Here is a 1,124-nt window from a genome sequence, read left to right on the forward strand (position 1 = left end):
GTGACCAGGCGACAGAGACGTTAAACGGCACCAAGCTCGGCCTCCGCCGGTGCGTGCTCGCCGGCCTCGTTCCGAAGGGCATCGTCGAGAGCTTTGTCGGTCCCGACCCGAGCTAATCCGCTGCCATCCGATCTTGCGCGCTGCGCGCCGCCGGCCGGTTTTGGTGCCAACTGAAGTTGCGCGGTCGATTTCCGGCCACCGCTCGCTCCGGTGTCGCCGCTTGCCGCTCAATCCCTTGCATTCTGCGGCTTTGCGCGGCTGATCCCGGCGTTTCCCACCGTTTCCCGCCCATCGCCGGCTAATGCCATCCGATCTTGCGCGTTACACTTTACCGAAAGCTCCCGGCGTCGGCGTGGTGACGATGACGGCCTCGCCGGCATCGAGCGTGGTCTGGTCGCAGGCCTTCAGAACGTCGACCGAGCCGTCATTGCGCCTGACCTTGGTCGAGCCCGCCTCGCCGTCGCCGCCGCCGTCGAGGCCCTGGGGTGGGCGATTGCGGTGGGAGGACAGGATCGCGCATTCCATCTTTTCGAGGAAGCGGATGGTGCGCCTCGTGCCGTCGCCGGCGTTCCACTTGCCTTTGCCGCCTGAGCCTTCGCGGATGTGGAAGTCCTCCAATACGACAGGGAAGCGCAGTTCCAGCACTTCCGGGTCGGTGAGGCGCGAATTGGTCATGTGCGTATGGACACCGGACGTGCCGGCAAAGCCGCGTCCCGAATTCATCCGGCCGGCCGGCGAGCCGGAGCAGATCGTCTCGTAATATTGGTATTTCTTGTTGCCGAAGGTGAGGTTGTTCATCGTGCCTTGCGCATTGGCGATCGCGCCCATCGCGCCGAACAGCGCATTGGTGACATGCTGCGAGGTCTCGACATTGCCGGCGACGACGGCGGCAGGGTAGGCCGGCTTCAGCATCGAGCCGTCGGGGATGACGATGTTGATCGGCCTCAGGCAGCCGGCATTCATCGGGATCATGTCCTCGACCATGACGCGGAAGGCATAGAGCACAGCGGCGCGGGCGACGGGCTCCGGCGCGTTGAAGTTGTTCTTCATCACTGGCGACGTGCCGGTGAAATCGACGGTCGCCTCGCGCTTTTGCCGGTCGACGGTGATCTTCACCCTGATCA

Annotated in this window: 1 protein-coding gene; it reads right to left on the reverse strand. The window is 64.5% G+C overall.

The window, feature by feature from the left end; genetic code table 11:
• Positions 1 to 321: 321 nt before the first annotated feature.
• Positions 322 to 1,124, reverse strand: an 803-nt coding sequence (locus tag FJW10_RS30310; RefSeq protein ID WP_181177723.1) for a hydantoinase B/oxoprolinase family protein, incomplete at its 5' end; no start/stop codon positions are given.

Source organism: Mesorhizobium sp. B4-1-1, assembly GCF_006439375.1.
Lineage (GTDB): Bacteria > Pseudomonadota > Alphaproteobacteria > Rhizobiales > Rhizobiaceae > Mesorhizobium.